The sequence below is a fragment of the Micrococcus sp. KRD096 genome (genome assembly GCF_017168495.1).
GTDB classification, from domain to species: domain Bacteria; phylum Actinomycetota; class Actinomycetes; order Actinomycetales; family Micrococcaceae; genus Micrococcus; species Micrococcus luteus.
The window spans coordinates 100,255-127,187 of sequence record NZ_JABFAY010000012.1; the positions used below are offsets into that span (position 1 = coordinate 100,255).

25 protein-coding genes and 1 pseudogene are annotated in these 26,933 nt (G+C 74.6%); 4 read left to right on the forward strand and 22 right to left on the reverse strand.

What is annotated here, in order from left to right; all coding sequences use genetic code 11:
• Both J1M41_RS05575 and J1M41_RS12045 read left to right on the forward strand, forming a co-directional pair.
• Window positions 1-1,851, forward strand: a 1,851-nt coding sequence (locus J1M41_RS05575) for an MDR family MFS transporter (RefSeq protein ID WP_206451334.1), incomplete at its 5' end; no start/stop codon positions are given.
• Window positions 1,844-2,353, forward strand: a complete 510-nt coding sequence (locus tag J1M41_RS12045) for a MarR family winged helix-turn-helix transcriptional regulator (RefSeq protein WP_036380863.1) — start codon at window positions 1,844-1,846, stop codon at window positions 2,351-2,353. The genes J1M41_RS05575 and J1M41_RS12045, both read left to right, overlap by 8 nt.
• 40 nt (window positions 2,354-2,393) lie before the next feature.
• Here J1M41_RS12045 and J1M41_RS05585 read toward each other — a convergent pair whose 3' ends face one another.
• The 10 genes and pseudogenes from J1M41_RS05585 to J1M41_RS05630 form a co-directional block, all read right to left on the reverse strand.
• Window positions 2,394-4,457, reverse strand: a complete 2,064-nt coding sequence (locus tag J1M41_RS05585; protein ID WP_102708236.1) for a M13 family metallopeptidase — start codon at window positions 4,455-4,457, stop codon at window positions 2,394-2,396.
• A 151-nt stretch (window positions 4,458-4,608) separates the two neighbouring features.
• Window positions 4,609-5,091 carry an SRPBCC family protein gene (locus J1M41_RS05590; protein WP_036380856.1) on the reverse strand — a complete coding sequence of 161 codons (483 nt, stop codon included), beginning with the start codon at window positions 5,089-5,091 and terminating at the stop codon, window positions 4,609-4,611.
• A gap of 47 nt (window positions 5,092-5,138) precedes the next feature.
• Entirely contained in the window at window positions 5,139-5,837 is a 699-nt protein-coding gene (locus J1M41_RS05595; protein WP_155933879.1) for a DNA-3-methyladenine glycosylase, read from the reverse strand.
• Window positions 5,834-6,865 (reverse strand): pantoate--beta-alanine ligase, encoded by a 1,032-nt coding sequence (panC, locus tag J1M41_RS05600; protein ID WP_036338460.1) that lies wholly within the window; start codon window positions 6,863-6,865, stop codon window positions 5,834-5,836. The genes J1M41_RS05595 and panC overlap by 4 nt, the downstream gene beginning before the upstream one ends.
• A 154-nt stretch (window positions 6,866-7,019) precedes the next feature.
• Window positions 7,020-7,718: a DUF3618 domain-containing protein gene (locus tag J1M41_RS05605; protein ID WP_036338457.1), complete on the reverse strand. Its 699-nt coding sequence runs from the start codon at window positions 7,716-7,718 to the stop codon at window positions 7,020-7,022.
• Window positions 7,715-8,182: a phage holin family protein gene (locus tag J1M41_RS05610; RefSeq protein ID WP_206451335.1), complete on the reverse strand. Its 468-nt coding sequence runs from the start codon at window positions 8,180-8,182 to the stop codon at window positions 7,715-7,717. Before J1M41_RS05610 ends, J1M41_RS05605 begins: the two co-directional genes overlap by 4 nt.
• Window positions 8,179-8,994, reverse strand: coding sequence for a hypothetical protein (locus tag J1M41_RS05615; RefSeq protein WP_020625303.1), 816 nt, complete (start codon window positions 8,992-8,994; stop codon window positions 8,179-8,181). Before J1M41_RS05615 ends, J1M41_RS05610 begins: the two co-directional genes overlap by 4 nt.
• Before the next feature lie 216 nt (window positions 8,995-9,210).
• Window positions 9,211-10,437, reverse strand: coding sequence for a glycerophosphodiester phosphodiesterase (locus tag J1M41_RS05620; protein WP_206451336.1), 1,227 nt, complete (start codon window positions 10,435-10,437; stop codon window positions 9,211-9,213).
• Between the two features lie 171 nt (window positions 10,438-10,608).
• Window positions 10,609-12,644: pseudogene (locus J1M41_RS05625) on the reverse strand (alpha/beta fold hydrolase).
• A 121-nt stretch (window positions 12,645-12,765) separates the two neighbouring features.
• A complete protein-coding gene (locus tag J1M41_RS05630; RefSeq protein ID WP_134417081.1) occupies window positions 12,766-13,215 on the reverse strand; it encodes a DUF3806 domain-containing protein in 450 nt (149 codons plus the stop codon).
• Window positions 13,216-13,477: 262 nt separating this feature from the next.
• Between J1M41_RS05630 and J1M41_RS05635 the strand changes: the two genes are divergently transcribed.
• Window positions 13,478-13,954 (forward strand): low molecular weight protein-tyrosine-phosphatase, encoded by a 477-nt coding sequence (locus J1M41_RS05635; RefSeq protein ID WP_078025978.1) that lies wholly within the window; start codon window positions 13,478-13,480, stop codon window positions 13,952-13,954.
• A 128-nt stretch (window positions 13,955-14,082) separates the two neighbouring features.
• Here J1M41_RS05635 and J1M41_RS05640 read toward each other — a convergent pair whose 3' ends face one another.
• The 9 genes from J1M41_RS05640 to ftsH are packed head-to-tail and all read right to left on the reverse strand — an operon-like array spanning window position 14,083 to window position 22,419.
• Window positions 14,083-15,033: a Rossmann-like and DUF2520 domain-containing protein gene (locus tag J1M41_RS05640; RefSeq protein WP_044659878.1), complete on the reverse strand. Its 951-nt coding sequence runs from the start codon at window positions 15,031-15,033 to the stop codon at window positions 14,083-14,085.
• Window positions 15,030-16,709 carry a PH domain-containing protein gene (locus J1M41_RS05645; RefSeq protein WP_206451337.1) on the reverse strand — a complete coding sequence of 560 codons (1,680 nt, stop codon included), beginning with the start codon at window positions 16,707-16,709 and terminating at the stop codon, window positions 15,030-15,032. The genes J1M41_RS05640 and J1M41_RS05645 overlap by 4 nt, the downstream gene beginning before the upstream one ends.
• Window positions 16,706-17,227, reverse strand: a complete 522-nt coding sequence (locus J1M41_RS05650) for a PH domain-containing protein (RefSeq protein ID WP_206451338.1) — start codon at window positions 17,225-17,227, stop codon at window positions 16,706-16,708. The genes J1M41_RS05645 and J1M41_RS05650 overlap by 4 nt, the downstream gene beginning before the upstream one ends.
• Window positions 17,208-17,735, reverse strand: coding sequence for a DUF3180 domain-containing protein (locus J1M41_RS05655; protein WP_036337195.1), 528 nt, complete (start codon window positions 17,733-17,735; stop codon window positions 17,208-17,210). The genes J1M41_RS05650 and J1M41_RS05655 overlap by 20 nt, the downstream gene beginning before the upstream one ends.
• A complete protein-coding gene (folK, locus tag J1M41_RS05660; RefSeq protein ID WP_119217629.1) occupies window positions 17,732-18,376 on the reverse strand; it encodes a 2-amino-4-hydroxy-6-hydroxymethyldihydropteridine diphosphokinase in 645 nt (214 codons plus the stop codon). The genes J1M41_RS05655 and folK overlap by 4 nt, the downstream gene beginning before the upstream one ends.
• Entirely contained in the window at window positions 18,373-18,753 is a 381-nt protein-coding gene (folB, locus tag J1M41_RS05665; protein ID WP_044659875.1) for a dihydroneopterin aldolase, read from the reverse strand. The genes folK and folB overlap by 4 nt, the downstream gene beginning before the upstream one ends.
• Entirely contained in the window at window positions 18,750-19,664 is a 915-nt protein-coding gene (folP, locus tag J1M41_RS05670; RefSeq protein ID WP_206451339.1) for a dihydropteroate synthase, read from the reverse strand. The genes folB and folP overlap by 4 nt, the downstream gene beginning before the upstream one ends.
• Before the next feature lie 26 nt (window positions 19,665-19,690).
• Window positions 19,691-20,311 carry a GTP cyclohydrolase I FolE gene (gene folE / locus J1M41_RS05675; RefSeq protein ID WP_145950588.1) on the reverse strand — a complete coding sequence of 207 codons (621 nt, stop codon included), beginning with the start codon at window positions 20,309-20,311 and terminating at the stop codon, window positions 19,691-19,693.
• 17 nt (window positions 20,312-20,328) lie between these two features.
• Window positions 20,329-22,419 (reverse strand): ATP-dependent zinc metalloprotease FtsH, encoded by a 2,091-nt coding sequence (gene ftsH / locus J1M41_RS05680; protein ID WP_041104656.1) that lies wholly within the window; start codon window positions 22,417-22,419, stop codon window positions 20,329-20,331.
• A gap of 393 nt (window positions 22,420-22,812) precedes the next feature.
• Between ftsH and J1M41_RS05685 the strand changes: the two genes are divergently transcribed.
• Entirely contained in the window at window positions 22,813-23,877 is a 1,065-nt protein-coding gene (locus J1M41_RS05685) for a type IV toxin-antitoxin system AbiEi family antitoxin domain-containing protein (RefSeq protein WP_206451340.1), read from the forward strand.
• A 41-nt stretch (window positions 23,878-23,918) separates the two neighbouring features.
• Here J1M41_RS05685 and hpt read toward each other — a convergent pair whose 3' ends face one another.
• Genes hpt through J1M41_RS05700 form a run of 3 tightly spaced genes read right to left on the reverse strand, consistent with a single transcriptional unit; the run spans window position 23,919 to window position 26,920 of the window.
• Complete coding sequence (gene hpt, locus J1M41_RS05690) at window positions 23,919-24,470, reverse strand: hypoxanthine phosphoribosyltransferase (protein WP_206451341.1); 552 nt, start codon at window positions 24,468-24,470, stop codon at window positions 23,919-23,921.
• A gap of 49 nt (window positions 24,471-24,519) precedes the next feature.
• Complete coding sequence (tilS, locus tag J1M41_RS05695; RefSeq protein ID WP_206451342.1) at window positions 24,520-25,701, reverse strand: tRNA lysidine(34) synthetase TilS; 1,182 nt, start codon at window positions 25,699-25,701, stop codon at window positions 24,520-24,522.
• Window positions 25,688-26,920, reverse strand: coding sequence for a zinc-dependent metalloprotease (locus J1M41_RS05700; protein ID WP_206451343.1), 1,233 nt, complete (start codon window positions 26,918-26,920; stop codon window positions 25,688-25,690). The genes tilS and J1M41_RS05700 overlap by 14 nt, the downstream gene beginning before the upstream one ends.
• Window positions 26,921-26,933 lie beyond the last annotated feature (13 nt).

Sequence of the window (26,933 nt, forward strand, 5' to 3'; positions counted from 1 at the left end):
GCCCCCGAGGCCGTCGCGCCGGCCGGCGCCCCCTCGCTCGAGCGCGCCGCCGCCGACGCCGCGCGCCACCGCTCCGTGCTCCAGGCCCTGACCGGCCTCCTGCTGGGCATGTTCGTCTCGATGATCGCCAACACGGTGGTCTCGACCTCGATGCCGGTGATCATCCACGACATCGGCGGCGACCAGACCGCCTACACCTGGGTCATCACCTCGGCCCTGCTCGCCACGGCCATCGCCACCCCGATCTGGGGCAAGCTGGCCGACCTCGTCAACCGCAAGGTCCTCTTCCAGGTCGCCCTGGCGATCTTCGTCGCCGCCTCCGCGGCGGCCGGGTTCACCCACGATCCGACCTTCCTGATCGTCTGCCGCACCGTGCAGGGCCTGGGCGGCGGCGGCCTCGTCGCGCTCAGCCAGGTGATCATGGCGGACATCATCAGCCCGCGTGAGCGCGGCCGCTACATGGGCCTGTTCGGCGCCGTGATGGCCGTGGCCACGGTGGGCGGCCCGCTCGCCGGCGGCGTGATCACCGACCTGTGGGGCTGGCGCTGGAACTTCTTCGTGGCGGTGCCCTTCGCTGTCGTCGCCCTGGTGATGGTGCAGCGCACCCTCCACCTTCCGCACCGCGAGCGCCAGAAGGTGTCCATCGACTACCTCGGCATCGTGTTCCTGACCGCGGCCACCGCGCTGCTGCTGGTCTGGGTCACCAGCGCCGGTCGCGACTTCGACTGGGCCAGCACCACCACCGCGTGGATGCTCGGCGGCGCCGCCGTCGCCACCGTCCTGTTCGTCGTGACCGAGCTGCGCGTCGCCGAGCCGCTCATCCCGCTCACCCTCTTCCGCGACCGCACCTTCACCCTCGCGACGATCGCCTCGATCGCCACGGGCCTGGCCATGTTCGGCTCCTCCGTCTACCTGGCCCAGTACATGCAGCTGGCCCGCGGCGCGACGCCGACCCAGGCCGGCCTCATGACCATCCCGATGATCCTCGGCCTGCTCGTGTCCTCCACGGTGATCGGCGGCCTCATCACCCGCACCGGCGTGTGGAAGCGCTGGCTCGTGATCGGCGCCGTCCTGCTGATCGCCGGCACCGCCCTGCTCGGCACCCTGCACTACGACACCTCCTTCTGGCTGGTGTCCCTCTACATGTTCCTGCTCGGTGCCGGCGTCGGCATGACCATGCAGAACCTCGTGCTCGTGGTGCAGAACACCACCGACCCGCGGCAGATGGGCGTCGCCAGCTCCGGCGTCACCTTCTTCCGCACCCTGGGCGGCAGCATCGGTGTCGCCGTGATGGGCGCCGTGGTCTCCAACGTGGTCCCGGACCGCATCGAGGAGCGCCGCGCGGACCTCGCCGCGGCCCTGCGCAGCCTGGGCCCGGACGCCGCCGAGTGGTCCGAGAGCCTGCAGTCCAGCACCCTGCCACGCGTGGCAGAGATGCCCGACTCGCTGCGGGTGATCTTCGAGGACGTCTACGCGCAGGGCATCGCCCTCGCCTTCCTCGTGGCCGTGCCGCTCGCGATCGTCGCGTTGATCGCGATCCTGTTCCTGCCGAACCTCCCACTGGGCCGCATGACCACCTCCGAGCGCCTCCACGCCACCCGCGCCGACCTGGCCACCCATGCCACGGCCGAGGCCATGCAGACGCTGCCCGCGACCGGCCCGATCCCCGTGGTGACCGCGGCGCAGGGGCAGCATCCGGCCGAGGACCCGGAGGAGTCCCGGTCGGTGTCGGCCGAGCGCCCGGCGACGGCGGTGGCCGACCGGCCCGTCGTCCCCGCGGCGCTGGCCGTGGCGGGGACGGCCCTGCTGGCGGCCGTCGTCACCGCGCTGGTCCGGGCCCGCCGTGGCTGACGGCGCCCCGGACCCGGGCGGAGGCGGCGACGACGCGGGCTTCGAGGCCGCCGTCCAGGGGCTCGAGCAGGCGTTCTCGCGTCTGGTCCTGCAGCACCGCCAGGTGATGGTCCGCTACGCGGCGGCCCTCAGCCCGGCCCTGTCCGTCGGGGCGATGAAGGCGTTCATGATGCTGGCCAACGAGGGGACCATGACGCCCTCGGCCGTGGCCGAGGGCCTGCTGGTGGACCGCGCCCAGGTCTCCCGCATGGTCCGCGACCTCGAGGCCGCCGGGCTGATCACCCGAGAGCCGGACCCGCGGGACCGCCGCTCCGCCCTCCTGAGCGCCAGCCCCGAGGGGCTCGCCCGCCTCGACGCGGTGCGCGGCGGCCCGGCGGGTCGCGGGCTGCGCGACGACCTGGCGCGCTGGGACCGCGAGGACATCCGGACGCTGACGCGCCTGTTGGACCGGCTGGCCGCCGAGCGTCAGACCCGGATGCAGGACCCCGCCGAATCCGAGTGAGCCGCCGGCCGGACCCGCGGGGCCCGGCCGGCGTGCGGGATCACCAGATGGTGACGCGCTCCTCCGGGGCCAGCCACATGGGGTCGCCCTCGCGCGTGCCGAACGCCTCGTGGAAGGCGTCGATGTTCTTGACCACCTGGTTGCAGCGGAACTCGTTGGGCGAGTGCGGGTCCGAGGCGATGCGGGTGACCATGGCCTCCGGTCGCGTGAGCTGACGCCACACGGTGGCCCAGGCGGTGAAGAACTCGCGGTCCCCCGCCGCGGCGTCGAGGGAGGCGCCGTCGCCCTCGTCCCGCCAGATCTCCAAGGCGCGGTGGGCGATGCCCAGGCCGCCGAGGTCGCCGATGTTCTCCCCGAGGGTGAACTCGCCGTTGACGCGGTGGTCCGGGGCCTCGGCCGGGGAGAGCGCGTTGTACTGGGCCACCAGCCGGGAGGTGCGCTCGGTGAACGCCGTGCGGTCCTCCTCGGTCCACCAGTCCTCGAGCCGGCCGGCGCCGTCGTACCGCGAGCCCTGGTCGTCGAAGCCGTGGCCGATCTCGTGGCCGATCACGGCGCCGATCGCCCCCAGGTTCGCGGCCATCGAGGCCTCGGGGTCGAAGAACGGGGGCTGCAGGATGGCGGCCGGGAAGACGATCGCGTTCTCGAGCGGCGAGTAGTACGCGTTCACCGTCTGCGGCGTGATGTGCCACTCCTCCGGGTCCGGCCCGTCCGCGATCTTGCGCAGGTCCCGCTCCCACTCGAGCTCCGAGGAGGAGCGGGCGTTGCCCAGCAGGTCGCCGGCATGGACCTCGAGGGCGGAGTAGTCCAGCCACTTCGAGGGGTAGCCCACCATGGGGCGGAACATCGCCAGCTTCTCGAGCGCCCGCTGACGGGTCTCCTCCCCCATCCACTCGAGCTCCTCGATGGACCGGCGGTAGGCCTCCTGGAGCAGGCCCACGAGCTCGTCCATCGCGGCCACGTGGCCCTGCGGGAAGTGGCGGGCCACGTAGAGCTGCGCCACGTCCTCGCCGGCCGCCCCGTTGACGAACGCGACCGCGCGCTTCCAGCGGGGGCGGACCTCCTCGGTGCCGGCCAGGCGGCGGCCGTAGAAGGAGAAGTTCTCCTGCACGAACGCGTCCGGCAGGAAGCCGGCGAAGGAGCGCAGCACCTGCAGGATCAGCCAGTGACGCCAGTCCTCGAGGTCGGCGGCCTCGGGTCCCTCGAGCAGCCCCTGCACACCGGAGAGGAAGTCCGGCTGCCACACCACGACCTCCGCGGCGCGCTCGCCGGCGGCGTCCACGCCCTCGAGCCAGGCGTCGGCCAGGGGGAAGAGCTCCGTCAGCCGGTCGTGGGTCATGAGGTTGTAGCGGGCCACGGCGTCCCGGGTGCGGACCACGTCCCAGTGCAGGGCGGCGATGCGCTTCTCCAGCTCCACCACCCGGGCGCCCAGCGCGGCGGCCTCGTCCCGGTCCGCGCCGATCCCGGCCAGCGCCAGCAGACGGCCGGTGTGCTCGGTGTACTGCTCGAGGATCTCGGCGTAGGCCTCGTCCCGGTAGTAGGACTCGTCCGGCAGGCCCAGGCCGCCCTGGAGCAGGTGCAGGAGCATGCGGTCCGGGTTCCCGGCGTCGTTGAGGGCGCCGGTGTTGATGAGGCCGGAGACGCCCTGGCGCTGCAGTCGCCCGGACAGGGCGAGCAGCTCCGCGGGGGTGGACACGGTGGCCACCGCCGCCAGGTCCGAGGCGATCGGCTCGAGGCCGCGGGCCTCCACGGTCTCGTCGTCCATGAACGAGGCGTACAGCGCGGCGATCCGGCGCTTGAGCTCCGGATGCTCCGTGCCCTCCGCGTCCTCCTCGTCCAGCGGGGCGAGCGGGACGTCCCGGTGCGCGCCGGCCGCGGCCGTGGCCTGCACGCGCGCCTGGGCGGGGTCGAAGCCCGTGCCGACCTCGCGCACGGCGTCCTCGCACAGGTGCCGGACGGCGAGCTCGGCCGCGTCCCGCAGCTCGAGGAACGCGCCGTAGGCGCCCTGGTCCGCGGGGATCTCGTGGGTGTCCAACCACCCGGCGTTGACGTGGCGGTACAGGTCCTCGCGCGGCGACGGGACTTCGGGCTCGGCGGTGGCGGTCACGGCGGATCCTCCTGGACGTGGGGGGTGGAACGGTCTCGCACGGCACTCTAGCCGTGACACCGGACACGACGACGGGCACCGCACCCTGGCCGGGTGTGTGCCCGTCGTCGAGGGGACGGCCAGCCCGGAGGCCGCCGTCGGGAGGCGGGGGTCAGCCGACCTCGGCGGCCAGCTTCGCGAGCGACTCCTCCATCTGCTCCTCGGACACCATCGGGAAGAGGTTCTTCGCCAGCAGCTCCGGGTCGGTCACGGCGGTCCAGTCGTAGGTGAGGGACACGACCGTGCTGCCGGAGCCGTTGTCCTCGAGCCGGTAGACCCACTGCCAACCCTTGGGCTCGGTGCCGGCGGGGGCGGTCTTCCAGCCGACCAGCTTGTTCGGGTCGTAGGCGACCACGTGATTGTCGGTCTGGTAGTCGCCACCCATGTGCTCCGCGTGCATGTTCATGGTGAACACGTCGCCGACCTTCTGGATGCGCTGAGTCTTGTCGTCGGACTGCACCATGCCCGAGCCGTCGAACTTCGCGTGGTTCGCGGGCAGGGTCAGGAAGTCGAACACGTCCTTGGCGGATGCGTCGATGGTCCGGGTGACGGTCTGCTGGGTCTCGCCGTGGGCGGTCTTGTTCATCTCGGTCATGGGATCAACCTAGGCACGGGGCCGGGGCGGCGGACAAGGTCTGGGGGTCAGTCCGGCACGTTGCGGCCACGCCGGAACGCGGACACGCTGCGGTGGTCGGCCACGCTGAACCGCCACGGGAAGCGCACGGAGCCGCCCTCCCCCGAGACGCCGACGCGCGGGCCCGTCACGACCTCGATCGGCGGCTCGGCCGGATCGCGGGGCGCGGGCGGGGCCAGGAGGAAGCGGGCGGGCGCGGCCGGCGCGGCGAGGCGGGCCGAGGTGCCACCGTCGTCGGCCACCTCCGGCGGCGCGGCGACGATCTCCACGGGCAGGTGCCCCATCTCCAGGGTGATGCCGAGGCCCTGGCCGAGGTTGCCCGGGCCGGAGAGCAGCTTGAGGCCGGTGTCCCGGCCACGGCGGGCCACCGCGAGGTCCCCTCCCGCGAGCACCTCGGCCGCACGCAGCAGCACACCGCCGGCCTCCCCCTCGGGGTGGCCGACCAGGTTCAGGCAGCGGTGGATGCCGTAGTTCAGGTACACGTACGTGCGCCGCGGCGGCCCGAACAGCGCGGCATTGCGCTCGGTGCGACCGCGGAACGAGTGGGCGCCGGGGTCCGCGCCCGCGTTCCCGTACGCCTCGGTCTCGGTCAGCCGCACGGTGACGGCGCCGTCCGGGGCGATGACGGTCAGCCGGCACCCCAGCAGCGTCGCGGCGAGCGTGGGCGAGGGGCTGTCGAAGGCGGCGGCGAGACGCTCCGGGGTCACGGCAGCGGCCCCGCGGCGGGCAGCACCATGGTGTCGATCAGCCGGACGGGCGGCACGTGCGCGGCCACGAGGGCGAGGGCCTCGCGGCGCAGCGGCTGGCACAGCAGCTCCGGACCGAGCTCAGCGAAGGTGTCCCGGTCCACCACCACGAGGTGGTCCAGCTCGACGCCCGGCTCGTCCTCGACCATCCGGCGCGCGGCCTGGACGTCGACGGGTTCACCGGACGCCGCGGCGTCGGCCAGGGAGCGCAGGGCGCGGCTGAGGACGAGCGCGTGCTCCAGGCCCGCGGCGTCCAGGCGGGTGTTGCGGCTGGAGAGCGCGAGGCCCTCGGGCGAGCGGACGATGGGCACGGCGCGGACGTCGACGTCGATGTCGAGGTCCGTGGCCAGGCGGCGCAGGACGGTGAGCTGCTGCGCGTCCTTCTGGCCGAAGTAGCTGCGCAGGACCGGCGCCGCCGGGCGCACGATGTTCCACAGCTTCGCCACGACGGTGGCCACGCCGTCGAAGTGGCCCGGGCGGGAGGCGCCCTCGAGGACCTCCCCCATGCGGCCGGCGGAGACGGTGACGATCGGCGCGTCCGGGTAACCCGGGTACATCTCCTGCACGTCCGGGGCGAACACGACGTCGGCGCCCGCCGCCGCCAGCAGGTCCAGGTCCGCGTCGAGGGTGCGCGGGTAGTGCTCCAGGTCGGCCGGATCGCCGAACTGGAGCGGGTTCACGAAGATGCTGACCGCGACGACGTCGTTCTCGGCGCGGGCCCGCCGCACCAGGGCCGCGTGGCCGCCGTGGAGGGCGCCCATCGTGGGGATCAGGCCGACGGTGACGGGCTCGGCGTCGCCGTCGTCCGTGGCGTGGGCGACGAGCTCACGGAGAGCGGAGCGCATCTCGGCGACGGTCCGGGCCAGACGCGGGCGCGCGGAGACGCCGTCGGCCTCGGCCGTCACGGGAGCGGGGAGGGCGTCCTCGAGGGTCAGGCCGGTGCCGGCGGGGACGGGGCGCTGGTCGGGGACGCGGTCGAGAGGGGTCACCCTCCGAGTCTAGGCACGGGGCCTCGGGGAGGACTTCCGCCTCACCACGCGCATCTGGTCCAAGGCCTGAGCCGCGGGCCGGATTCGGCCCCACCACGCGCGACGCCGGCCAGTCCCGTCAACGGGACCGGCCGGCGTCGTGCTCGGGTCGGGCTCAGGCGTCCTTCGCGGTGTCCTTCACCTGGCGGGCGGCGTCCTGGGACTCCGCCTTGAGGTCCTGCGCCGTGTCCGTGCCCTGCTCCTTGAGGTGGGAAGCGGCCTCGGCAGCCGACTCCTTCACGCTCCCGGCGGCCTCGCGGGCGGCGGGCTCGAGGTCCTCGCGCAGCTGCTGGGCGGCCTGCTTGGCCTCGTCCACCAGCGGGGCGGCCTGCTCCTTGAGGCCCTCCGCGGCGCGCTGCTCCACGCGTGAGGCGGGGATCAGCGAGCTGAGCAGCAGGCCGGCGCCGAAGGCGATCAGCCCGGCGGCCAGCGGGTTGCCCGCGGTGCGGCCGCGCAGCTGAGCCGGGGCCTGCTGCAGGGCGAGCTGGGCGTCGTCGGCCCACTCGGACACGCGGTCGCCGGCATCACCCAGGCGGTCCTGGGCCTGGCCGGCAGCGTCGTACGCGGAGGCCCGGGCGTCGTCGATCACCCCGTGGGCGCGATCGCCCAGCGAGGGCTCGTGGCGGTGCTGCTCCGGGGAGCCCATGATGTTCTCCTTCGCGTGGATGAAGCCGTCCTTGATGCGGTTGGTCTGCCGGGACACGGCCTTCGTGGGGCTCACCTTCTCGGCGAGGGCGTCCACGTCCTGGCCGAGCTCGCGGCGCGTACGCTCGATGTCGGCGCGGATCTCATCGGGGTTGTTGCTCGTGGTCATCGCGTCTCCTTCGCGGGGTTCAGGGTCTCGGGGATCTCCTGAAGCGTCTCCTGGGTCTGCGGCAGACCCTTGATCTTCTCGATGTCCTTCTTGCCCTGCACGGCCAGCACGGCCGCCACGACGCCCCACAGCACGGCCACGATCAGCGCGGCCCAGCCGATCGGCAGGAACACGTCGAGCAGGTGCATCAGGGCGAGGGACAGGAACATCAGCAGGAAGAAGCCGCCGACGGCGGCGCCGGCCAGCAGCCCCGCCCCCTTGCCGGCCTTCTTCGCGGACTCGGTGGCCTCGGCCTTGGCCAGGGCGATCTCCTGGCTGACCAGCGTCGCCAGCTTGGCCGACAGGCTCTGGAACATCTCGCCGAGGCTCTCGTGCTCGGCGCGGAACTCCGCCTGCGTGGGCGGCGGGGTGTGCGCGCCGGAGTGCGGCGTCGCGTCGCGGAACGGCTCGTGGGCGGTGCTCATGCGTCACCCCCGGGCCGGGTCTGGTCGAACGGCCGCTCGGCGGTCAGGCCCTGCTGGACCGGTGCCTGCGTGCCGTACGGGACGTCCCCGACGCCGGCCGCGCGGCGGGGCCCGGCGCCGTCCGCGACGCGGCCGTCGGCCTGGGAGAGCGAATCGCTCGAGTAGGCCGGGGCCTGCGAGTCCAGGTGGTGCGGAGTCACGTCCGCGTGCACCGCGTCCGGACGGGTCTCGTGACGGCGCGGCGAGGTGGAGGCGGTGGAGTCGGGCTGGGCGGCGTCGCGGATGCCGCGCGTCAGTCGACCGGCCACCAGCCCGGCGCCCAGGGCGAGGGCCAGGAACGTGCCCGGACGGCGAGCGGCGAAGCCGCGCACGTCCTGCAGCAGGTCCTGCGGGGAAGCGGTCTCCAGGCGCTGGGTCAGGGCCTCGGCACGGTCCGCCACCGAGGCGACGCCCTGGCGCACCAAATCGGTCTGCGGCTGCTCACCGGAGACCACGCGGTGCAGGTCGTCGGTGTAGCTGCGCACCTGGCCCGCGAGCCGCTCCTGCTGGGTCTGCACCTGCGCGCCGACCTGCTCCTGGGCGGAGCCGACCAGCGACTGCACCTGGTCAGCGGCCTCGTCCTTCACCTGGCCGGCCTCGTGCTTGGCGGTGGCCGCGAGGTCCTGGGCCTTGTCCTTGGCGTCGTGGGCCACGGCCTTCGCCTGGCCCTGGGCCTCGCCCGCGGCCTGCTGGGCCTTGCCCTTCGCCTGGTCCTTGGCGTCACGGCCCTCGGCTGAGGAGCCGTGGGCGTTCTTCGGCGTGTTCGTCGTCATGCTGTGCCTTCCTTCGTCCGGGTCGGCGTCCCTCATGGCCGGCCCTTCTGGCCGTCCACGTCACCGGGTCCACCGGTCTTGAGTGCCAAGGTAAGCACCGCAGGGACCCTGCCGGAAGACCTCGGGTCCGCCGGGATCGGTCGACGCAACACGCGTGCCGCCGCGCCCCCCACCGGGCCGGGCGGCGCGACGGCGTCGTCTCCGGTCGGGACGGGGTCAGCGCACCTTCAGGCCCCGCTGGGCGGTCTTGCCGACGCCCCGGCCCGGGTGCTCCTTCTTGCCCTGCATCCAGGTGTCCACGGCCTGCACGCCGAGGTCGGGGTGGTCGGTGAAGAAGCCGTCGATGCCGGCGTCGAGGAACGGCTGGATCATGCCGACCATGTCGCCCTGCGCGTTCCGGTCCGTGGAGGAGCGGAACTCCGTGTAGAGGAACTGGTTCTCGGCGCGGAAGGTGTACGGCACCACCTCGAGGCCCGCGCGGTGGGCGAGGGAGACGAACGCGGTCTCCTCGCCCATCGAGCCGTCCTTCTCCTTGGTGATGATCTGCGCGAAGGCCGGGCCGAGCGTGTCGACGCCGGCCGCGCGGACCTCGCGCATGCCCGCGGCGGTCTCGTAGAAGTCGTAGTCGCGGAGTTCGTCGCCGGCGGCCACGGAGTCATAGGGTGCGCCGGTGACGCTGGAGAGGAACACCGTCTCGGCCCTGAGGCCGAGGTTCTCGTTGAGATCGCGCAGGTTGGCGAGCTCGAAGGACTGCACGGTGGCGGGGGCGTTGCGCTTGTTCAGGCCGTGCTCGTCGAGCAGCTCGACGACGCGCTCCTCCATGGACAGGCCGATGGAGTCGAAGTAGGTGGGGTGCTTGATCTCGGGGATGACGTTGATCTCGCGGCCGTGCCGGGCCGAGAGGCGCTCCCGCAGCTCGAGCACCTCCTCGAAGGTGGGCACCTGGTACCGGCCGTCGTAGGACGCGGACTCGGGGCGGACCTGCGGCAGGCGCTCCTTGGCGCGCAGCGTCTTGAGCTCGGCGAGGGTGAAGTCCTCGGTGAACCAGCCGGTGAGGGCCACGCCGTCGACGACCTTGGTGGTCTTGCGGTCCGCGAACTCGGGTCGCTGGGCGACGTCCGTGGTGCCGTCGATCAGGTTCTCGTGGCGGACCACGAGCACGCCGTCCTTGGTGGAGACCAGGTCCGGCTCGATCACATCCGCGCCCTGGGCGGCGGCCAGCTCGTAGGCGGCCAGGGTGTGCTCGGGGCGGTAGCCGGAGGCACCACGATGACCCACGACGTCGGGACGCACTACGGGCTTGCCCGTGACGGACTGCGCGGCGGCCGGGGTCTCCGTTGCGGCGGGGGCGGCGACGGCCGGGGCGGCCAGCGGGGCGCTGACGGCGACGGCGGCGGCGAGGGCCACGAGGCCGCGGGCGGCGTGACGACGGACGGAGGTCATGGAACGGTCCTTTCCGGGAGGGGGATGACCGCTCCAGTGGGCCAGATCCGGGTGTCGGCCGGGTGGCCCCCCTCCGGCCACAGCCGGCCCGTCCGGTGAACAGCCGGTGACGGGCGGCTGATCGGAGAGGTTCAGCCGCCCGTCACGATGCGCGGCGCCGGGCCCGGCGGCTCAGCCCGCCGTCGGCGACGGCCGCGTCAGTCCCAGCGTCTCCGGGGCCGACGGGGTGCCGTCGCCGAGGACGTGCTCGCCCAGGAAGCCGAGGACGACCTCGTACCAGACCTTCGCGTGCTGCGGGGCGAGGATCCAGTGGTTCTCGTGCGGGAAGTAGAGGAACCGGTGGTCGGTGGTGCCGTCCGCGGCGGCCGGCCGCCCGGACTTCGCCAGCAGGTCCGACCACAGGCGCAGCCCCTCGCCGATCGGCACGCGGTAGTCCTTGTCGCCGTGGATGACGAGCATCGGAGAGACGATCTCCCCCACGAACCGGTGCGGAGAGTTCTCCTGCTGCATCTGCTCGTCCATCTCGCGGGCCCAGTAGAACGCGGCGTCCGTCGTCGGGCCGAAGCCGTCCAGCGCCCACAGCGAGGCGTGCGTGACCACGCACCGGAACCGATCGGTGTGCCCGGCCACCCAGTTCGCCATGTAGCCGCCGAACGAGCCGCCCATGGCGGCGGTGCGGTCGCCGTCGACGTCCTCACGCGCCACGACGGCGTCCGTGAGCGCCATCAGGTCCGTGTAGGGCGCCTGACCCCAGCGACCCCAGCCGCGTTCGATGAAGTCCTGGCCGTAGCCCGTGGACAGCGCCGGGTCCGGCAGCAGCACCGCGTAGCCGCGCGCCGCCATGATCCACGGGGTCCAGCGCCAGCTCCACGCGTTCCACGAGCCCAGCGGCCCGCCGTGGATCCACAGCAGCAGCGGGTGGCCGCCGGCCGGCGCCTCCCCCTCGGGGAGCACGAGCCAGCCGCGCACGCGCGTGCCGTCCTCGGCGACGGTCTCCACGTCCTCGAGCGTGCCCGGGATCGCGGGGCGCTCCACGGGGTTCGGCAGGCGCGTGGTCTCACCCGTGGCCAGGTCGATCCGCGCCACCTCCGGCGGGAACAGGTAGGAGGAGCGGACGCCGTAGGCCGTGGCCCCGTCCGGGGAGAGCACGACGTCGGTCCACGCCTCGTCCTCCCGGGTCACCTGCGCGACGGCGCCGGTGGCCACCTCGATGCGGAACACCGGGCGGCGACCCTCCGAGTCCGCGAGCGCGATCACCGCGGAGTCGTCCGGCAGCCACGCGACGACGTCGGCCCAGCGGTCCCAGCCGTGGGCCAGGGGCGTGGTCTGGCCCGTGGCCGTGTCCATCACGTACAGGCGCGGGCGCACGGCGGAGTGCGGGGTGGAGTCGGGGGTGCGGACGACGACGGCGCGCGTGCCGTCATGGCTGACGGGGCCGACGGCCACGTCCTCACCGGGGACGTCGTGCAGGACGCGGTGCTCGCCCGTGGCCAGGTCCACGCGCACCACCGTGCCCTCCCGCACGTTGCCGCGGGCCTCGGCGGTGGCGGCCGTGGTGAGCAGGAACGAGCCGTCCGGGGCCACCTGCGCGCCGATCCCGAACGCGTGGGAGCGCGGGAATCCGGAGACGTGGCGCAGGTGGTGCGCCACGTCGTCGGCCTCGGGGGCCAGGCCGGAGGCGGCGGGGCCGGGTTCGGCGGCGTCGGCGTCCGTGGCGGGCTCGGCGGCGTCGGCGTCCGGGGCGGGCTCGAGGACGAAGAGCTCGGGGCGGGCGGGGCCAAGGTCGTGGTCCCAGAAGCGGATGGGGTAGCCGCCTCGGTGGTGGCGCCGAGCAGCCGGTCCGCCGTGACGACGACGCGGTCCGCCGCGGAGGCGCACGTGACCGCGGCGACGCCGCCCGGGCGGGAGAGCACCACGCGCGCCTCGCCGCCCCGGGCCGGCAGGGCCCACAGGGCGCTGCGCTTCTCGGCCTCGGCGTCGGCGGGGTCGGGACGGGCGGAGGTGAAGAAGAGGGTGCCGTCCGCGGCGAACTGTGCGCCGGCCTCGCCCTCGCGGGAGCGGGTCAGGCGGTGGGCGGGGCGCTTGCCCGCGGGGTCGACCTCCCAGAGGGCGGTGGCGTAGCCGGTGCCCTTTGCGTCCCGGGTGGCGACGGTGGTCACCAGGCGGGCGCCGTCCGGGCTGAGGGTGAGACCGGCGACGCGCGGCAGCGCGGTGAAGGCGGGGTGGAGGTCATGCGTTCGTTTCTATCGGCCCGCACGTGATCCGGGCAACACGGAGGACGGCGGGGTGGCGGCCTTGACGGCGGGCCGCCCCGGTGCCCGCCGCGCCTCAGGCGCCGGGCCGCGTGCCGGCGTCGGCCCGGATCTGCTGGAGCTGCTCGCCGAGCCAGTCGACGTACTCGCCCATCCACTCCCCCGTGGCCTGATGGTTCCAGCTCTGGCCGACCACCGGCTGCGGGAAGACGACGGCGTCCGAGAGGGTGTCCCGCAGCGCGAGGGCGGGCCCCTCCTCATCCGCGACCGTCACCCACTGCATGCCGTGGCGCGCGCCCAGGTGCTCGCCGAGCAGCACCGCGACGACGTCCAGCAGCACCGCCAGCTCCTCGGGGTCCAGCTCGTCGGCCTCCGCCTGCGAGCGGGCCAGCACGGCGTCGTAGTACGCGGCGACCGCGTCCAGGTCCAGGTGGTCCACGCCCTCCTGCGCGGCGAAGTCGCGACGGACGCGCACCCACTCCCGCTCGGGCTCGGTCAGGGGGCTCATCTCGGGCTGGTCGGTCATGGCCTCCATCCTGCCAGGCGCGTCGGGCGCCGCCGTCGCCGGAACGGGCGGCGCCGGCCGCGCTTTCGTTCGAGAAACGGCGGCGTGTCGCAGCGCTTTCGTTCGAGAAACGGCGAGGAACCGGGGGGACACACCGCCGGAGGCCTGCGATCCCCCAGCGGGAGCACTCGTGGACGCGCCCGATGTCGTGCCGCCAGCGACGAGGCGAGCGTGCGGGCCGTCGTCGTCCGCCGCCCCCGACCGGACTTGAGACACTGGCCCCATGCGCATCATGACCGTCTGCCTGGGGAACATCTGCCGCTCGCCCGCCGCCGAGGCCGTGCTGAACCGCAAGCTCGCGGAGGCCGGTCTCCACGACGTCGAGGTCACCTCCGCCGGCACGTCCGACGAGCACGTGGGCGCCCGGCCGCATCACCTCACCCGCGAGGTCGGCGGGGAACTGGGGTACGAGTTCCCGACGGTGGGGGTGCAGCTGTCCGCCGACCTCGTGGACGAGGCCGACCTGATCCTGGTGATGGACGAGGCCAACCTCGCCGACGCGCGGCGGCTCGCGACCACGGACGAGCAGCGGGACCGGATCCACCTGATGGGCGAGTTCGCGTCGGATGCGGACAGCGCCGGGGTGCGCGAGGTCCCCGATCCGTACGGGTATCCGCGGCCGCAGTTCGAGGAGATGTACCGGCAGATCGAGGACGCGGCAGACGGCGTCGTCGCCGCGATCCGCGACGGGCGCCTCTGACGGCCGGGGCGCGGTCCCGGGGTCCCGTCCCCGCCACGCGAACGCCGCCGGAAGCGGCCGTTTCTCGAACGAAAACGGTCTGGGACCCGCCGTTTCCCGAACGAAAGCGGGGGCGGCGGGGGGGTCGGTCAGTCGTCGTGGGGGTCGTCGGAGCCGTCGAGGACCTCGCGCAGCCGCGCCGCCGTGTCCGCGCGCAGGGCGCCGCGGGTCTCGGCGCGGTCGGTCGTCGCGCGGGCGAGGGTCTCCCACACGGCCCGCACGTCCGCCGACAGTCCCCCGGCCTCGAGCTCGCCGAGGGTCTCACGGTGGGTCCGCAGCGTGTCGACGTCGCCGCGGGCCACGGGGCCGGTGAGGGCGCCGTCGCCGTCGGTGAGCGCGTTCTCCAGCGCGGCGGTCATGAGCGAGCGCAGCACCCGCTCCGGGTCGGCCACCCCGATCGTCTCGAGGATCTGACGGGCCTGCGCCGTCAGCGTCACCAGGTGGTTCGACCCGTGGGACAGCGCCAGGTGGTAGGCCGCCCGGTCGGCCTCCTTCACGACCACGGGCTCGCCGCCCATCTCCACCACGAGCGCCTGGGCCACGGGCAGCACCACGGGGTCCGCGGTCACGCCGAACACGCAGTCCTGCAGCCGGGCGACGTCGAGGCTCAGCCCCGTGAACGTCATGGCCGGGTGGATCGCCAGGGGGATCGCCCCGTGCGCGCGCACCGGCTCCATCACCCCCACCCCGTAGCGGCCGGAGGTGTGCACGAGCAGGTGGCCGGTCTGCACGTGGCCCGCGGCGGCCAGGCCGGCCACGAGCTCGCCCAGCGCGTCGTCCGGGACGGCGAAGACGACCATCTCGGAGCGGCGCAGGATCTCGGGGATCTCCAGGACGGGCACGCCCGGCAGGAGCATCTCCGCGCGGTCCCGCGAGGCCTCGGAGACGGCGTGCACGCCCGTGATCGTGTGGCCCGCAGCCCGCAGCGCCGAGCCCAGCACGGCCCCCACTCGACCCGCGCTCACCACGCCGACGCCCAGCCGCCCGGGCCGCTGCGCCGGGTCATGCGGGTCCAGGCTCAGGTCGAGTCCGCCGGTCATCGCTCCTCCTCGCCGCGCACGGCGGGGACGTCTGCCCCGCTCTCCTCCCCGACGACGACGCCGCCGCCGACGCCGGCCCGCGCCAGTTCGCGGCGGCCCACCTCGGTGGCCGCGACCTCGCGCGTGCGCTGCTCGAAGCGGGCCAGCTCCTCCGGGCGCATCCACTGGTCGCGGTCGGCGAGGCGACGTGAGACGGCCGCGTGCCGTGCCTCCCGGGCGTACAGGTCCACGGCCACGTCCTCGTCGAGGTCGCGGACCACGGCCTTCGCCCCCGCGACCCACACGCGCACCGTGGCCAGGCCCAGGCGCCGCTGCACCGGCCCCTGCACCAGCTCGGCCGCCTGCACGCGCTCGTGCTGGAGGGTCTGCAGCCGGCGGTTCAACCAGCCGCTGCGCACCACCAGCAGGGACCGCGTCGTCGTGAAGCCGATCCGCCGCCAGGCGAACCAGTTGAACCACCACCTGCCGCGCCGCGGCACGTGCTGGAAGCCCCCCTCCGTGCCGGAGCCGTGCACGCCCAGGTGCATGAGCCCGGCGGGCGTCAGCCCCTGCGCGGCGCGCGGATCATCCTCCAGGCCCGGGTCCGGGGCCACGACCGTGAGGACGCGGAGCACGTCCTCCCACGGGCCGACGGGCAGCGCGACGTCCCGGGCGCCGTCGGACTCCTGCAGGTACCCGGCCACCGCCATGTTCACCCGATACCAGCCGAAGGGCCGCCAGAACAGGGGCTGGGAGACGGTCACCCCCTGCACCCGCCCCGGCGGGACGGTCTGGTGGGTGGTCTCGGTGAGCCCGTGCCGCAGTCGCAGCCCGTCGGTGGAGCGGCGCACCTGGAAACCCCAGCCGGCGTTCAGCCGGGACCACGCGACGCCGGCCACGGAGAACAGGGCGGGCAGGGCCGCGGCCGCGCCGATCCCGGTCAGGGTCTCCCCCTCGTCCAGCACCGCCTCGGGCAGCAGCGCGACCACGAGGGCGAGGCCGCCCAGCCAGATCAGGGACCCGGCCAGCACCCCCAGCACGCCTCCGGAGAGCAGGACGGAGCCGAGGAGCCGCCCCGCGGGCACCTGCAGCATGAGTTCGCCGGCGTCCGCGGCGTCGGCGTCGGGGAGGCCGGGCTCGGCCGCCCGCTCCGGCGCGGACGCGTCCGCCCCGGCTCCCCCGAGCATCCCCGACGCGCGGTCCAGGATCTCCCGGCGCACCGCTTCGGCCTCGGCGCGGCGCAGGAAGGACAGCTCGAGCGCGGACTCGCCGCCGTCGGCCGCCTCGACCTTCACTGTGGCCAGCCCGAGCAGCCGAGCCACGAGGGGGTGCTGCAGGTCCACCGCCTGGATGCGGTCGTAGCGCATCTGCCGGCGGCTGCGGAAGAGCCAGCCCTGGCGCAGCTCGATCCGGTCCTCCCCGCAGCGGAACCGGGTGAACCACCAGGAGAAGAAGAACACGAGGCTGATCAGCAGGGTGACCCCCAGCAGGATGCCGCCGGCCACGAGCAGGCTGCCGTCGCCGCCGCCCGGGGCGTCCTCCCCGCTGAGCCGGCCCGCCGCGAAGTCCTCCACCGCGTTGCGGCCCGCGAAGAACAGGATCAGCAGCAGGAAGGTCCAGCCCCGCACCCAGGGCGAGGCGGGGTGGACGCGGACCCAGCCGGCGTCGTCGGCGGGGGGCGGGGCGGCCGCGCTCACAGGCCCGCCAGCCGCGCCTGGCCGCGCGCCATGAGGACCTCGCGCAGCTCCTCGGCCCTCTCGCGGGGCACGCCCTCCAGGGTGACGTCCCCGCCCGCGGCGGCGGTCTTCAGGGTGAGGGTCTGCAGCCCGACCCGGCGCAGCAGCGGACCGTCCGACACGTCCACGTACTGCAGGCGGCCGTACGGCACCGCATGCACGCTGCGGAACAGGATGCCCTCGCGCCACAGGACGTCGTCCTCGCGCTCGGCCCAGCCCATCGCGCGCACGCGCCGCGGGATCAGGATCAGGTCCACGATCCAGGACACGACGACGACGGCCGGCAGCCCCCACGCGACCCACGCGACCCACGCGGCCATCCCCGCCCACGGGCCGGTGAGCTTGAGGATCAGCGGCACGGAGAACGCGGCGAGCCAGATCAGGTGGCCGATGGTCGTGGCGATGAGCTTCACCGTCGCCAGCCGCGGCGAGGCCGGCGTGAAGGCCACGCCGCTCAGGTCAATGCCGGGCACGGGCATACCCTCCTTCCGTCTCGGGACGGGCCGGTCGGCCCGGGGACCCATCCTGCCCACGACCGCCCTCGGGCGCATCCTCCTCAGGCGGGATCCGGCACCACCGTTCGACGATCAGCCCCACCACCAGCAGGACGAGACCGCCGACGGCCTGCAGGGCGGCCTCCCGCACGGTCGGTGCCTCCACGCCGGCCCGCAGCAGCACCTGCACCGCCACCCCGGCGTGCCAGCCGCCGAGGGCCGCTCCCGCGAAGCCGGAGGCCTGGCCGAGCACGAGGGTGCGGGCCGCGGCGAGCGGGTCCATCCGCGCGGCGGCGGGCTTCTCCCGGTCGCGGCGCACCCGCCAGCCCAGCGCGAGGCACAGCACGGAGACCGCGGCCACGGTGATCAGGCCGCTGCGGCCCACCACGGGCGCCGGCCAGCCCAGGGACGGCGCGGCGAGCCCGGCCAGCCAGCCGAGCACGGCGGCCACCAGCACCACGAGCAGGGTCCACCCGGAGCGCAGCGCGATCACGTGGCCTCCCTCCCGAGGGCGTCCGGGCGCGCCGGGCGGAGCGGGACGACGTCGTCGGAGCCGGCCAGCAGCCGGTGCCGCTCGGGCTCCTGGCGGCGCACCCCGGGGGCGTCTGCGGCGACGGCGGCGAGGTCGGCGACGGGCGTGCCGGCGAGCGTGGCGTCCGCGTCGAGCCACAGCCACGGCAGCAGCACGAAGGCCCGCTCGGCCGCGCGGGGGTGCGGCAGGGTGAGGTCTGGGTGGTCGCTGCGCACGTCCCCGTAGGCGATCACGTCCACGTCCAGGGTGCGCGCGCCCCAGCGGACCTCACGCCGCCGATGGTGGTCCTGCTCGAGCCGGTGCGCCACCGCGAGCAGCTCCCACGGCGCGAGGTCCGTGCGCAGGGTGACCACCTGGTTGAGGTAGTCGGGCTGCCCCGGCGGCCCGCCCACGGGCGCGGTGACGGCCCGGGGCGAGGCCCGGACGTCCGTGATGTGCGGCAGCGCGGACAGGGCGGCGACGGCGGCGTCGAGCGTCTGCGCCGGCTCGCGCAGGTTGGCGCCGAGGGCCAGCACGGCCGCGACGGGCGCGTCCGGGCGGGCGCCCAGCTCGGGGACGGGCGCGGGGCCCTCGGCCGGGTGCGACCAGTCGACGGTGCTCACGCGAGGTCCTCCCGGGTGCGGTGCACGGTGACGGCGGCGTCCGCGAAGTCGTGCGGGATGGGCGCCTGCGGCTTGTGCACGGTGACCTCGACGGCGGTCACCACGGGCTGCTCGGCGAGGACGGCGCGGGCGATCCGGTCGGCGAGGGTCTCGATCAGGTCTACCGGCTCCCCGGTGACCAGGCGGACCACCGTGTCCGCGACCTCGGCGTAGTTGGCGGTGCGGGCGAGGTCGTCGCCGGCCGCGGCGGGGCCGGCGTCGAGGTGGAGGACGACGTCCGTGACGAACGGCTGCCCGTCCCGGCGCTCGTGGTCGAAGACCCCGTGGTGCCCGACGGCGGACAGCCCGGCCAGGCGGATGCGGTCCCGGGCGCTCACGGCAGCACGTCCTCGGAGACGGGCTCACCCGGGGCATGCGCCCCGGCCCAGGCCGCGGCGGTGCGGACGGCGTCGGCGCTGGCGCGCACGTCGTGCACGCGCACGCCCCACGCGCCCTGGGCGGCGGCGAGGGCGGAGATGGCCGCGGTGGCGGCGTCGCGCGCGGCGGGCGGGGCCGGGGTGCCGTCGTCGTCCGCCAGCAGCGTGCCCAGGAACCGCTTGCGCGAGGCGGCGACGAGCACCGGGTGGCCCATGGCGCGGAGCCACTCGAGGCCGCGCAGCAGCTCCCAGTTCTGCTCGCCGGCCTTCGCGAAGCCCAGGCCCGGGTCGACGATCAGCTGCGCGGGCTCGACGCCCGCGGCGAGGAAGCGGCCGGCCACGTCCCGCAGCTCGCACACGACGTCCGGGACGGTGTCCTCGTAGACGGCCAGACCGTCCATGGTCTGCGGGTTCCCGCGGTTGTGCATGAGGATGTAGGGCGCGCCCGACGCGGCGATCAGCGCCGGCATCTCCGGCTCGTGGGCGAGGCCGGAGACGTCGTTGACGATCACCGGCCCCAGCGCCAGGGCGGCCCGGGCGGTGGCGGTGTGGCGCGTGTCCACGGAGACGACGACGTCCTCGGCCAGCAGCGCCTCGATCACGGGCAGGATGCGCTCCTGCTCCTCGGCCGGCGGCACGGCGCGGGCCCCGGGGCGGGTGGACTCGCCACCCACGTCCACGATGTCCGCGCCGTCCGCGACCATGCGTCGGGCGTGCTCGACGGCCGCGCGGACGGTGGCGTGCTCCCCGCCGTCCGAGAACGAGTCAGGGGTGACATTGAGGATGCCCATGACCAGGGTCCGGTCCGCGGGCAGCCGCCCCAGCAGGGCGCGGTTCGCCTCCCGCGCCGCCGCGTCGATGCTCTCGTCCACGTGTCTTCCTCCGCCGTCGGTGGTCCTCAGCCGTGCATGATGAGGCTCATCGCCTCCGAGCGTGTGGACGGATCCCGCAGCTGGCCGCGCACCGCCGAGGTGACGGTCTTCGCGCCCGGCTTGCGCACGCCGCGCATGGACATGCACATGTGCTCGGCCTCCACCACCACGATCGCCCCGCGCGGGGCCAGGTGCTCCATGAGCGCCTCCACCACCTGCGTGGTCAGCCGCTCCTGCACCTGCGGACGCCGCGCGTACAGCTCCACGAGGCGGGCCAGCTTGGACAGCCCCGTCACGCGGCCCTCGGCGGAGGGGATGTAGCCGATGTGCGCGGTGCCGTGGAACGGCACCAGGTGGTGCTCGCAGGTCGAGTAGAACGGGATGTCCTTCACCAGCACGAGCTCCTCGTGCGCGATGTCGAACGTGGTGCCGAGCACCTGGTCCGGGCTCTGGTGCAGGCCCGCGAAGAACTCCGCGTACGCCTTGGCCACCCGCGCCGGGGTGTCCGCCAGGCCCTCGCGGTCCGGGTCCTCACCGATCGCCAGCAGGATCTCCCGCACCGCCGCCTCGATGCGCGGCCGGTCCACCGCGGTCGAGTCCGGGTCGAACGTGCCGGGGACGGCGTCGTTGGGGGTGTGGGCTGTCATGCGGGCCTCCTGCGCGGTCAAAAGGTCGGTCCCTCGCCGGGGCCCGGCGTGTTGCTCGGACCGCCGTGCGGCGGCAGGCCGGGGCCGGCCGCGTCCCCGCCCAGCGACGACGGCGGCGCACCCTCCGGACGCACCGGCACCGTGGTGCCCTCGACGCCGACGGGGGTCTGCTCCCCGCCGTCGTGGCGCGAGCGGCGCTCGGAGGGGGAGAGGACGGGCGGGATGTCCTGCGGGAGCCGGTCGTCCGAGGCCAGCCACACGCCGCGCTCGGGCCGCTTGCGGACGTCCGCGAAGATGGCGGCGATGGCCTCCTGGGTCAGCGTCTCCTTCTCCAGCAGCTCGTAGGCCAGCCGGTCCAGGACGTCCCGGTTCTCCGTGAGCACCCAGTGGGCCTCGGCGTGGGCCTGGTCCAGCAGGGTGCGGACCTCGGCGTCCACCAGGTACGCGAGCTCCTCGGAGTACTCGCGGGAGGAGCCGCCGGGGGCACCGCCCACGAAGGGCTCGGAGCTGCCGCCGCCGAGCTTGACGGCGCCCACCTTGGCGGACATGCCGTACTCGGTGACCATCTTGCGGGCCGTGTCCGTGGCCTTCTGGATGTCGTTCGCGGCGCCCGTGGACGGGTCCTTGAACACGATCTCCTCCGCCACGCGCCCGCCCATCGCGTACGCGAGCTGGTCCAGGAGCTCGTTGCGGGTGACGGAGTACTTGTCGTCCTCCGGGACCACCATCGTGTAGCCCAGGGCGCGGCCGCGGGGCAGGATCGTGATCTTGGTGACCGGGGCGGAGTTGCGCAGGCCGGCCGCCACGAGCGCGTGGCCGCCCTCGTGGTAGGCGGTGACCTTGCGCTCGTGCTCGTTCATCAGGCGGGTGCGCTTCTGCGGGCCGGCCATCACGCGGTCCACGGCCTCGTCCAGGGCGTGGTTGTCGATCACGTTGTTGTTCGAGCGCGCCGTGAGCAGCGCGGCCTCGTTGATCACGTTGGCCAGGTCCGCACCCGTGTAGCCGGGGGTGCGCTTGGCCAGGGAGCGCAGGTCCACGTCCAGGGCGATCGGCTTGCCCTGCGCGTGCACCTCGAGGATCCTGGCACGGCCCTCGAGGTCCGGGGCGTCCACGGGGATCTGGCGGTCGAAGCGGCCCGGGCGCAGCAGCGCCGGGTCCAGGACGTCCGGGCGGTTGGTCGCGGCGATCATGATGACGTTCGTGGAGGCGTCGAAGCCGTCCATCTCCACGAGCATCTGGTTCAGGGTCTGCTCGCGCTCGTCGTTGCCGCCGCCGATGCCTGCGCCGCGGTGCCGGCCGACGGCGTCGATCTCGTCCACGAAGATGATGGCGGGCGCGTTGGACTTGGCCTGCTCGAAGAGGTCGCGCACGCGCGAGGCGCCGACACCCACGAACATCTCCACGAAGTCCGAGCCGGAGATCGAGTAGAACGGCACGCCGGCCTCACCGGCCACGGCCTTGGCCAGGAGGGTCTTGCCCGTGCCGGGCGGGCCGTAGAGCAGCACGCCCTTGGGGATCTTGGCGCCCACCGCGCGGAAGCGGTCCGGCACGGTGAGGAACTCCTTGATCTCCTGGAGCTCCTCCACGGCCTCGTCCGCGCCCGCGACGTCCTTGAACAGCACGTCCGGGTTGTCCTTGTTGATCAGCTTGGCGCGGGACTTGCCGAACTGCATGACCTTGCCGCCGCCGCCCTGCATGCGGGACATCAGGAACCAGAACAGCAGTGCGATGAGCAGGAACGGGACCATGAAGCCGAGCAGCGAGAGGAACCAGTTGCTCCGCACCGGCTCGTCCGTGTAGCCGTCCAGGGCCGAGTCGTCCACCGCGGTGACCACGTCCGTGGCGCGCGCGCTGGCGAAGTAGAAGTAGACCTCCTTGCCGAGGTCCCGGTCGTCCTGCTTGTAGGGCTCACGCAGGGTGAGGTCCACGCGCTGGTCCCCGTCCACCACGCGGGCCTGCGCGGCCTTGTCGTCCTTCAGCAGGGCCATGCCCACGTTGGTGTCCACCATGGTGCGGCCGCTCTGTGACGTGGTCAGCGGGATCGCGACGGCGAGGACCAGCAGGCCCAGCAGGATCCAGACGTAGGGCTTGTTGAACAGCTTCTTCACGGTCCGAGTGTCTCCTGGTCTGCCGCGGGGGCCGGGCTGCCCGGGGCGGCCGCCGTGCGGCCGGGGCCGGCGCAGGGCCGACGTCGCGCCCGGGTCAAGCCCCCACGGTACCGGCCCGGCCCGGGTGTCCGCTGACTGTTCGCGTCAGGTGGACAGGGCGCGGGCGGTCGGCCGGCGACGACGTCGGCCAGCGCCGTCCTGACGCCCACCGGGAATGCGGGGGGTCGGAATGGCGCGTGGATCGCACCTCGGAGCGACCGCTCGCGTGACAGGTCGCCGGCGCTGCGGCCGCGCCCTGCGTCCCCGCCTGCACAGGCCCCCGTGCACCCGCATCCCTCCCCAGGCCGACGGCGGCCCAGGACGCCGCCCGCCCCACCACGCCAGGCTGGCACCATGCGTCGCCCCGCCCCGCTTCCCGCGGCCTTGCCTGACGGTCCCTTCACCGCCGCGCAGGCGAGGGCCGCCGGCATCGACCGCAACCGGCTGCGTCGCTCCGACGTCGAACGCCTCGCCCGGGGCCTCTACCGCCGGCGTGAGGCCGCCCCGGCCGCCGTCGAGCGCCCCGTGGCCGGCTCCTCCCCCTACCGGTGGAGCACCCCGCTCTCGGCCACCCAACACGAGCTGCTGCTGCGACTCGCCCGGCACCGCGCCACCACGGTGGTGTCGCACCAGACCGCGGCCCGCGCCCGGGAGATCTGGCTGCCGGAGCGACTGGACGCGGGGGACGACGTCCACGTGAGCCGCCCGCGAGACCGTGGCCAGCTCTCCCTCCCCGGCGTCACCTCCCACCGAACAGCGCTCCCGCCCGCGGACGTGGAGCGCGTGCGGATCGGCGGCCTGGCCTGGTACGTCACCGCCCCGCCCCGTCTCTGGGTCGACCTCTCGGCCCTGCTCGACGACGACGAGCTCGTCATCCTCGGCGACCATCTCGTCCGCCGGGCGCAGCTGTCCGGCGGCCCGGACGCCGCCGAGCGGACCCGGGCGGCCCTGGCCCAGGCGGCCGAAGCGAGCCCGTCCGCGCACAACCGACGACGACGGCTCCGCACCGCCGCCACACTGGTCCGGGTGGGGGCGCACTCGCCGAAGGAGACGCGGCTCCGGCTCGCGCTGAGGGCCGCCGGGCTCCCCGAGCCCGCACTGCAGCTCGAGGTCTGGGACCCGGAGTTCTCCCTGCACCACCCCGCGACGGCGGACCTGGGCTATCGGCAGGCGAGAGTGGCCCTGCACTACGACGGCGGCCACCACGGCGCGGATCGCCAGATCGACCGTGACGTGCAGCGCAACGCGGCCTTCGAGCGACGGGGCTACCGGAACATCACCGTGTCCTCCTCCGACGCTCGCCGCGGATTCACGCGCGTGATCGTGGAGGTGCGCCGTCACCTCGGGGACGCCGGCGACCTGTCACGCAAGGAGTCGGAATGGGGCGTGAATGGCACCTCAGAGCGACCGCTCACGTGACAGGTCGCTGCTGCGGCGGCCACGCCGGGCCGGGCCCCCGGTCAGCTGTACACGTGCGGGGCGAGGGTGCCCACGAAGTCCAGGTTGCGGTACTTCTCCGCGTAGTCCAGGCCGTAGCCCACCACGAACTCGTTGGGGATGTCCCGCCCGACGTACTTCACGTCGATGTCCACCTTCATGGCCTCCGGCTTGCGCAGCAGGGTGCAGATCTCGACCGAGGCCGGGCCGCGGGACTCCAGGTTGGCCTTGAGCCAGGACAGGGTCAGGCCGGAGTCGATGATGTCCTCGACGATCAGGACGTGCCGGCCCGTGAGGTCCGCGTCGAGGTCCTTGAGGATGCGCACCACGCCGGAGGACTTGGTGCCGGAGCCGTAGGAGGAGACCGCCATGAAGTCCAGCTCCACGTGGGAGTGCAGGGCGCGGGTGAGGTCGGCGACCACCATCACGGCGCCCTTGAGCACGGTGACGATGAGCAGGTCCTTGTCCGCGTAGTCGCGGTCGATCTGGCGGGCCAGGTCCGTGATCGTGTCCTGCACGTCCTCGCGGGACATGAGGACGTGGCTGAGGTCGTTCTGGACATCCTGTGCGTCCATGCGCCGCTCCTGGTGAGTGCTCGTGCGGGAATGCCGGGCCGGGCCGCAGTCAGGGACCGGGAAGGCAGGGGATGAGGTCCAGTCTGGCACACGCCCGATGCGCGGCCACCCCGCCAGGCAGCTCCACCGGACCGGCCGACGTGCCCCCCGCGCGGGCGCCCGTCACGAGGGCGTCCACCGCGAGGATCCGTTCGCGGGGCGGGGCCTGCCCTCCCGCGGCGCGGGCGGCGCGCGCGATCACGCGGTGGCGCACGGCGGCGGGCAGCGCGGCCAGGGCGTCCAGGTCCAGGGAGACGACGCGCGGGTCCCCGGCGGGCGGGTCGACGCGCAGCCGGGTGACCTCGTCGCCGGCCCATACGTCGAGGGCCGCGGCGTCCTCGGCCGCGATGGCCGCGGTGCGCACCAGCCCGGCCCGCACGCCGGGGCCGAGGCCGGCCTCGGGGTCCTCGAGCGCGGGCAGCACACGGGTGCGGACCCGCGAGCGCAGCAGCGCGGGATCGCGGTTGTGCGGGTCCTCGAACCAGGTCAGCCCGGCCCAGCGGCAGATCGTCTCGGTGTCCGCTCGGGTCAGGCCCAGCAGGGGGCGGACGACGGCGGCCCCGCCCGGCAGCGTCCCGCGCGCCGGGATCCCCGCGAGGGACCGCGTGCCGGAGCCGCGTGCGAGCCCGAGGAGGACCTGCTCCGCCTGGTCGTCGGCGGTGTGGGCGGTGAGGACGACGGCGGCGCCCCCCTGCCCCGCGTCCCGGGCGGCGGCGGCGAGGGCCTCCCGGCGGGCACGCCGGGCGTCGGCCTCGGGGCCGTCGCCGGTGCGGGCCACCTCGACCCGCGTGACGGTGACCGGGGTCAGACCGAGGATGCGGGCGACGTCGGCGGCGGCCGCCGCCACGGTGTCGCTGCCCGACTGCAGCCCGTGGTCCACCAAGGCCGCGCCGATCGGGCCGAGCCGCGCACCGTCCCGGGTGCCCACGAGGACGGCGCAGGCCACGGCGAGCGCGAGGGAGTCGGCGCCGCCGGAGAGGGCGACGAGGCCGCGGGGGCGACCCCCCGCCCGGCCCGGCACGGCATCCGCGCGACGGGTCCCGTCGCCCGCCAGGGCCTCCCGCACCGCCGCGACGGCCCGGTGCAGGGGCTCGGGCCAGCGGGTGCGCGGCGGCCACGCGCCGACCGCGGGCACGCCGCCGGCCCCGCCCACCGGCGTCGGCCCCGGGTCCCGCGCCTCAGGCCTGGGCACGGATGCGCGCCACCCACGTCTCGGGGGCGTGGAGCTCGGCCTCGCTCGGCAGCAGCTCGGGGGCGTCCCAGACCACGTTGAACCCGGCCATGCCGAGCTCGGCCACGGCGGCGGCCACGAACCTCTGACCGTCGCGATACTGGGCCATCTTGGCGTCCATGCCCAGCAGGCGGCGGAGCATGCGGTCCAGGGGCGAGCGGCGGTCGCCGCGCTCGTCGAAGCGGCGGCGGATGGTCTTGACGGAGGACACGACGGAGGAGTCGACGCCGTCCATCACCACGTTCGCGTGCCCCTCGAGCAGGGACATCACGGCCGTCAGCCGGGACAGGCGCTCCCGGTCCTCCTCGTCCTGGATCGCACCGAGCAGGCCCGGCGTGGGTCGGGCCGGGGCCACGTCCTGCGCGTCGTGTCCGTCCCGCGCCCCAGTCCGGCCGGCGTCGGCCTCCCGACCCAGCGGGTTCGCCGCCGCGAGCGCGGTGCGCAGGCGCTCGGGCAGGGACTCGGCCTTGTCGAACAGGCCGACGGTGAGCGCCGTGATCTCGGCCCGCAGGTGCTCGCGCAGCCAGGGCGCGGCCGCGAACTGCACGCGGTGGGTCTGCTCATGCAGGCACACCCAGAGGCGGAAGTCCGCCGGGTCCACGTTGATCTCCGCGCGCACCTGCGCGACGTTCGGGGCCACGAGCAGCAGGCGTCCGCCGGCGGGGTCGCCCGCCGTCCCCCCGGGGCCGGGCAGCGCGATGAACGGGTCGTACTGGCCGAGGATCCTCCCGGACATCCAGGCGAGGATCCCGCCCATCTCCAGGGCGGTGGCATGCCGGGTGACGCGGGTGGTGGCAGCGGCGTGCTCGCGGGGCCGGGTGTCCCGCAGATGCGCGAACGTGGGGTCCAGCAGCGTGGCGAAGGACTGGGTGGCGGCGCGCGACCAGGTGGGGCGGTCCACCACGAGCACCTGCGAGTCGCGCAGGTCCCGTGCCGCCTCGAGCCCGGTCAGGCGGTGGACGTGCGGCACGGCGGCCTCCGCGGCGGCGCGCAGGCCCTCCGCCTCGCGCGTCGCCTCGCGCGGCGTGAACCGGGGCCCGGCGGCGGCGAGGGACCGGGCGGTCCGTGCTGCGAAGGCCCAGTCCACCGGGTGGGCGACGGCGGGGCCCGGCTCGGCGGGGGCGCCCGGCTCGGCGTCCGCGGCGGCGCGGGGGCGGTCGGTCGCGTGGTCGTCGCTCATGGGCTCCATCAGA

What these genes read in the sequence shown, in the direction of transcription:
- hpt (WP_206451341.1), bottom strand. Translation starts at nt 24,470, where the DNA reads ATGGACGCACAGGATGTCCAGAACGACCTCAGCCACGTCCTCATGTCC.
- J1M41_RS05685 (WP_206451340.1), top strand. Translation starts at nt 22,813, where the DNA reads ATGCGTCGCCCCGCCCCGCTTCCCGCGGCCTTGCCTGACGGTCCCTTC.
- J1M41_RS05700 (WP_206451343.1), bottom strand. Translation starts at nt 26,920, where the DNA reads ATGAGCGACGACCACGCGACCGACCGCCCCCGCGCCGCCGCGGACGCC.
- J1M41_RS05610 (WP_206451335.1), bottom strand. Translation starts at nt 8,182, where the DNA reads ATGAGCACCGCCCACGAGCCGTTCCGCGACGCGACGCCGCACTCCGGC.
- J1M41_RS05630 (WP_134417081.1), bottom strand. Translation starts at nt 13,215, where the DNA reads ATGACCGACCAGCCCGAGATGAGCCCCCTGACCGAGCCCGAGCGGGAG.
- folE (WP_145950588.1), bottom strand. Translation starts at nt 20,311, where the DNA reads ATGACAGCCCACACCCCCAACGACGCCGTCCCCGGCACGTTCGACCCG.
- J1M41_RS05640 (WP_044659878.1), bottom strand. Translation starts at nt 15,033, where the DNA reads ATGACCGGCGGACTCGACCTGAGCCTGGACCCGCATGACCCGGCGCAG.
- J1M41_RS05650 (WP_206451338.1), bottom strand. Translation starts at nt 17,227, where the DNA reads ATGCCCGTGCCCGGCATTGACCTGAGCGGCGTGGCCTTCACGCCGGCC.
- J1M41_RS05615 (WP_020625303.1), bottom strand. Translation starts at nt 8,994, where the DNA reads ATGACGACGAACACGCCGAAGAACGCCCACGGCTCCTCAGCCGAGGGC.
- J1M41_RS05590 (WP_036380856.1), bottom strand. Translation starts at nt 5,091, where the DNA reads ATGACCGAGATGAACAAGACCGCCCACGGCGAGACCCAGCAGACCGTC.
- J1M41_RS05635 (WP_078025978.1), top strand. Translation starts at nt 13,478, where the DNA reads ATGCGCATCATGACCGTCTGCCTGGGGAACATCTGCCGCTCGCCCGCC.
- J1M41_RS05605 (WP_036338457.1), bottom strand. Translation starts at nt 7,718, where the DNA reads ATGACCACGAGCAACAACCCCGATGAGATCCGCGCCGACATCGAGCGT.
- J1M41_RS05620 (WP_206451336.1), bottom strand. Translation starts at nt 10,437, where the DNA reads ATGACCTCCGTCCGTCGTCACGCCGCCCGCGGCCTCGTGGCCCTCGCC.